This is a genomic window from Streptomyces prasinopilosus, from assembly GCF_001419695.1.
GTDB lineage: Bacteria > Actinomycetota > Actinomycetes > Streptomycetales > Streptomycetaceae > Streptomyces > Streptomyces prasinopilosus.
Map to the genome: position 1 here is coordinate 1 of NZ_LIRG01000309.1, position 4,460 is coordinate 4,460.

The 4,460-nt window shown below is 75.4% G+C and carries 6 protein-coding genes; 2 read left to right on the forward strand and 4 right to left on the reverse strand.

Annotation, left to right across the window (positions count from 1 at the left end):
• On the forward strand, window positions 1-487 hold a 487-nt coding region (locus tag AOK18_RS13905; RefSeq protein WP_167738689.1), incomplete at its 5' end, for a sporulation protein.
• Window positions 488-544: 57 nt separating this feature from the next.
• Here the strand turns inward: AOK18_RS13905 and AOK18_RS13910 are convergent.
• Both AOK18_RS13910 and AOK18_RS13915 read right to left on the reverse strand, forming a co-directional pair.
• The gene (locus AOK18_RS13910) at window positions 545-1,480 is read right to left on the reverse strand and encodes a M56 family metallopeptidase (protein WP_055694560.1); all 936 of its coding nucleotides are present in this window, start codon (window positions 1,478-1,480) and stop codon (window positions 545-547) included.
• Window positions 1,481-1,486: 6 nt separating this feature from the next.
• Window positions 1,487-1,876: a BlaI/MecI/CopY family transcriptional regulator gene (locus AOK18_RS13915; protein ID WP_055694561.1), complete on the reverse strand. Its 390-nt coding sequence runs from the start codon at window positions 1,874-1,876 to the stop codon at window positions 1,487-1,489.
• 139 nt (window positions 1,877-2,015) lie between these two features.
• On the opposite strand from AOK18_RS13915, the gene AOK18_RS13920 reads away from it, so the two are divergent.
• Window positions 2,016-2,330 (forward strand): twin-arginine translocase TatA/TatE family subunit, encoded by a 315-nt coding sequence (locus AOK18_RS13920; protein ID WP_055573853.1) that lies wholly within the window; start codon window positions 2,016-2,018, stop codon window positions 2,328-2,330.
• Window positions 2,331-2,487: 157 nt separating this feature from the next.
• On the opposite strand, the gene AOK18_RS13925 is transcribed toward AOK18_RS13920, so the two are convergent.
• Window positions 2,488-3,231, reverse strand: coding sequence for a TIGR03943 family putative permease subunit (locus AOK18_RS13925; RefSeq protein ID WP_055694563.1), 744 nt, complete (start codon window positions 3,229-3,231; stop codon window positions 2,488-2,490).
• A gap of 131 nt (window positions 3,232-3,362) precedes the next feature.
• Window positions 3,363-4,445: a permease gene (locus tag AOK18_RS13930; protein ID WP_055694562.1), complete on the reverse strand. Its 1,083-nt coding sequence runs from the start codon at window positions 4,443-4,445 to the stop codon at window positions 3,363-3,365.
• Window positions 4,446-4,460: the final 15 nt, after the last annotated feature.

Genomic DNA, 4,460 nt, shown 5'->3' on the forward strand with positions numbered 1-4,460 from the left:
CGAGCCCGGCCCCGGCGACGATTCCGAGTCCGGTCTCGATCCGCTCGGTGTCGGGCCGCTGCCCGCCCAGGAGGCGATCCTCGGGGCGTTCCGGCGGCTCGGGTACGGGCTGCGGTCCGCCGGTCTCGAGCACGGGCGCATCGGCGGCACCGGGCAGCGACTGCCCTTCCACCAGGAGATCGGTCTCACCCCGGCGCCCTCGTACGCGGACCGGGTGGAGGAGATCGAGCTGACCTTCCTGACCCACCCGGGCGGCATGGACGTCGTCCTGGAGGCCGACAAGCGGGGCGGCGGGAACGGGGGCGACGGCGACGACACCGGGCACGACGCGCTCAGCCGGTTCACCGTGGGCCACGACGACGCCCGCGACTGGGCCGCCGAAGTCGACGGCTGGGTGCGCGAACTGGTCGAGCACCGGGAGGCGTACGGCAGCGACAGCGCGTACGGGCACGGCGGACCGCACTCCTCCGGGCCGGGCATCGGCTGAGGGCCCCCGCCCGCCCCGCGGCGGCGTCACGGCGGCGGCATTCTCACCACGGTGTCCTCACAGCGGTGTCGCCGTCCGCAGGATCCAGAACAGGGTCACCGCCGCGTTGGCGGACGACATCGCCGACGCGGCCGTACCCGCGGCCGCTCCCCAGGCCGCCAGGCCCGCCGAGGTGAACACCTCCGGCCAGGGGCCGGTCGCCGGAGCCGGGGCGAGCAGCGCCGCCACCCGGCGGGGGACCGGTCCCGGCGCCGCGAACGCGGGCAGGGGCGGGCCGCCGGCCCGGGAGGCGAGGGCCGCCTTGCCGATGGCGGTGGCGACGGTACGGCGGTCGCCGACCGTCCGCGCCGCCTCCTCGTCCGCCCAGCGCTCCGCCGCGTACGACACCGCCGTGTGCAGGGGGCGCAGGAACGGGTTGGCGTGCGCGGCCAGCCGTACGGCCAGCAGGAACCGGTGGTGGCGCGCGGCGAGGTGGGCGCGCTCGTGGGCGAACAGCGCGCGGCGTTCGGCGGGGTCCAGGTGGTCCAGGAGCGCGGTGGTGACCACGACGCGGTCGCGGCGCGGTCCGGTGCCCGGGAGGGCGTACGCGTACGGCGCGCCGTCGGGCAGGACCGCCACCTCCGTGTCCGGCAGGCCGTCCAGGGCACGGTGGGCGCGGCGGCGGGTGCGGACGTGCCGCCACAGGGTCCGGGCGCAGGCCAGCAGCACCCCGCACAGCGCCGGGATGGCGGCCTTCCCCACGACCTCGTCGTACGGGACCGCCTCCCGCACCTCCGGGTCCGACCAGCCGTCGGGCAGCGGGTTGCCGGGCAGGGTCGCGGTGCCGACCACCATCACCAGGCCCAGGCACACCGTGCTGCACACCGCCATCACCGCGGCCACCCAGGTCAGCATCCGCGTCGCGGTCCGCGGGTGGAGATGCTGGGCGGCGAGCCGGGCGATCGGCCACGCCGTCAGCGGCAGGACGAGCGGCAGGAAGACGAACACCCCCATGAGGTCTCAGTCTTCCCCGTCGCTCCGGGGCGGGCGCAGCAGCTCCCGCAGCAGGCGTTCGTCGTCCGGGCCGAGACCGGTGACGAAGCTGGCCAGGACCGCCTCCCGGTCGCTCTCGGCGTCCAGCACCCGGCGCATCCGGTGGGCGGCGAGACCGGCGTGGTCGGAGGCGGGCGTCCAGGCGAAGGAGCGGCCCGCGCGTTCACGGGTGACCGCGCCCTTCGCGAGCAGCCTGGTGAGGATCGTAACGACCGTCGTGTAGGCGAGGTCCTCGCCCAGGCGCTCCTGCACCCAGCCGGCCGTCGCCGGGCCGTCCGCCTCCCGCAGCGCCGACAGCACCAGAGACTCCAACTCGCCCTGCGCCCGCCGCCGGTGACGCGGACTGTGTTCGACCACGGCCTGTCTCCCTTCCGTCGCCCTCCCGTTCCCGGGCGGTCATCGTACAGACGAGCGGACACCGTCAAATTCTCTACATTGCTGTAGATTCTACGGGCGGCATCCGGCAACGGCTCACGACAAGGACGGACGGACCCCCATGTTCGGACTGAGCGAACTCGCGATCATCCTCATCGTCGTCATAGCCCTGCTCGCGGCGAAGAAGCTGCCCGAGCTCGCCCGCTCGGCCGGGAAGTCCGCCCGCATCCTCAAGGCCGAGGCCCGCGCGGCGAAGGCGGAGGAGCGGGAGGACGAGCTGCGGGCCGCCCAGCCCCAGCAGCCCCGGCAGACGCACCAGCCGCGGGGGGAGCAGCCGGGCGCACCCCGTGTCATCCGGGGCGAGGCCGTCGTCAAGGAGGAGACCGTCGCCCGGGACGCGACCGCCGACGACAGCCGCACCCGGCAGCAGCGCTAGCACGCCGGTCCGGCCGGCTGTCCGGGGCCCGGTGCTCCGGCCCGGCCGGTCCGGACCCCGGCACGCCCGCTCGGCCGATCCGGACCCCGGCACGCCCGCTCGGCCGGTCCGGACCCCGGCGCGCCCGTTCAGCCGGTCCGGACCCCGGCGCGCCCGTTCAGCCGGTCCAGACCTCGTCGTACGGGTCGTTCGGGGCGGGGACCGGTTTCGCCGACGTGACCTCGAACCAGGGGACGGGACCGTCGTTGACCGGGTCCTTCGTCCGGCGCGGGCTGTAGGTGCCGGTGACCTCCAGCCAGGCGTCCGGCCGCAGCACCGGGGGGACCTCGCCGGTCAGGGCGATCTTGACCGGCTGTCCGTCCGCCGCACAGCAGTTGAGGGACATGCGGACCAGGTAGGGGGTGCCGGACGGGTCCAGGGCGACGAATCCGGTGATCTCGACCGGCCGGTCCCGGAGGCCGCGGCCGTCGTCGTAGACCGCGCGGGCCGCGTACTCCCCCACTCCGAGGCGGAGCGTGCCCCCGCCCGCGGGGAGGTCCGGGAAGCCGAACGGCTTCTGCAGGGCCGTACCCGTGTGGGTGGCGCTGTACGAACCGAGGGCCGGTGGCGCCACCAGGATCAGGGCGAGGACGGGAAGGGCCAGGAGCCAGGAGACCCGGGGCTCACGGTGCTCCCGGCCGCCGTCGGGACCGGGCCCGTCGTCGTGCCGCCCGCGCGCCCCGCGCCACTCGTACCAGACCGTCGCCGCCGCCGTCACGACGAGTACGGCTCCGCACAGCAGGAGCAGCGGGCGCAGGCCGGCCTTGACGTAGCGCAGGTGGAGGTCGGTCAGCCCGGCGTGCAGCACGGTCGCGCCCAGGAGGAACAGCAGGGCCGCCTGCGCCTGCCGGTTCGGGTTCATGCTCGGGTCCGGGTTCATGTCCGGGTCCGGCTCCGGGTGCGGATTCGGGCTCGGATTCGGATTCGGGCTCGGATTCGGGCTCGGGCTCGGGCTCGGGCTCGGGCTCGGGTTCTGGTTCCGGTGCGGTCGGTTCACAGCAGCACCGCTCCCGTCAGGGCCGAGACCGCCACCGCCAGGACGAGGGTCGCCGGGGCGAACCGCAGGGCGAAACCGCGGCCGAACGTGCCCACCTGCATGGCGAAGAGCTTGAGGTCGACCATGGGACCCACCACGAGGAAGGCGAGCCGGGCCGTCAGCGAGAACTGGGTCAGGGACGCGGCGACGAACGCGTCCGCCTCCGAGCAGATCGACAGGAGGACGGCCAGCGCGGCCAGCACCAGGACCGACAGCACGGGGTGATCGGCCGCCCGTTGCAGCCAGGGGGCCGGGACGACCGCCTTCAGCGTCGCCGCGGCCATCGCACCGACCACCAGGAAGCCGCCGGCGTGCATCACGTCGTGCCGGACCGACCCCCAGAACGCCGCACCCCGGCTCCGCCCCTCGTAGGACGAACGGGACGGCGGACGCAGCCAGTCCGCGCGGCCGTGGCGCTGCCACAGCCAGCCCATCAGGCAGGCCACCAGCAGGCTCGCCGTGAACCGGGCGAGGACCATCACCGGGTCGTTCGGGAAGGCGACCGCCGTCGCCGTCAGCACGATCGGGTTGATCGCGGGGGCGGACAGCAGGAACGCCAGCGCCGCCGCCGGGGCCACCCCCCTGCGCACCAGCGCCCCCGCCACCGGGACGGACGCGCACTCGCAGCCGGGGAGCACCGCGCCCACCGCGCCCGCGACCGGGACCGCCAGGGACGGACGCCCCGGCAGGGCGCGGGCGAAGAAGGACGGCGGGACGAACACCGCGATCGCCGCGGACAGCAGGACGCCGAGCACCAGGAAGGGCAGCGCCTGGATCATCACCGCCACGAACACCGTCGTCCAGCTCTGCATCACCGGGGCGCCCAGGGCGCGGCGGACCGGGTCCTGGAACATCACGGCGGTGAGCAGGAACAGGACGAGGAGGAGAGCGGGGTCGAGCTGCCGGGACTCCTCGGCCGTCCCGCCGCCCCCGCCGTCACCGCCTCCGCGGCTGTCGTCCCTGCCCTCCTCGGGGTCGCCGTCGCCGGGTCCCGGGTCCCGGTGGGCTCCCCCGCGGGGGGCCGGCTCGGTCGTGGCCACGGGCCGGGTACCTCC

Bases quoted from the DNA above. Each gene is read 5' to 3' on its own strand.
- AOK18_RS13910 (WP_055694560.1), bottom strand. From the start codon at position 1,480: ATGGGGGTGTTCGTCTTCCTGCCGCTCGTCCTGCCGCTGACGGCGTGG.
- AOK18_RS13920 (WP_055573853.1), top strand. From the start codon at position 2,016: ATGTTCGGACTGAGCGAACTCGCGATCATCCTCATCGTCGTCATAGCC.
- AOK18_RS13925 (WP_055694563.1), bottom strand. From the start codon at position 3,231: ATGAACCCGAACCGGCAGGCGCAGGCGGCCCTGCTGTTCCTCCTGGGC.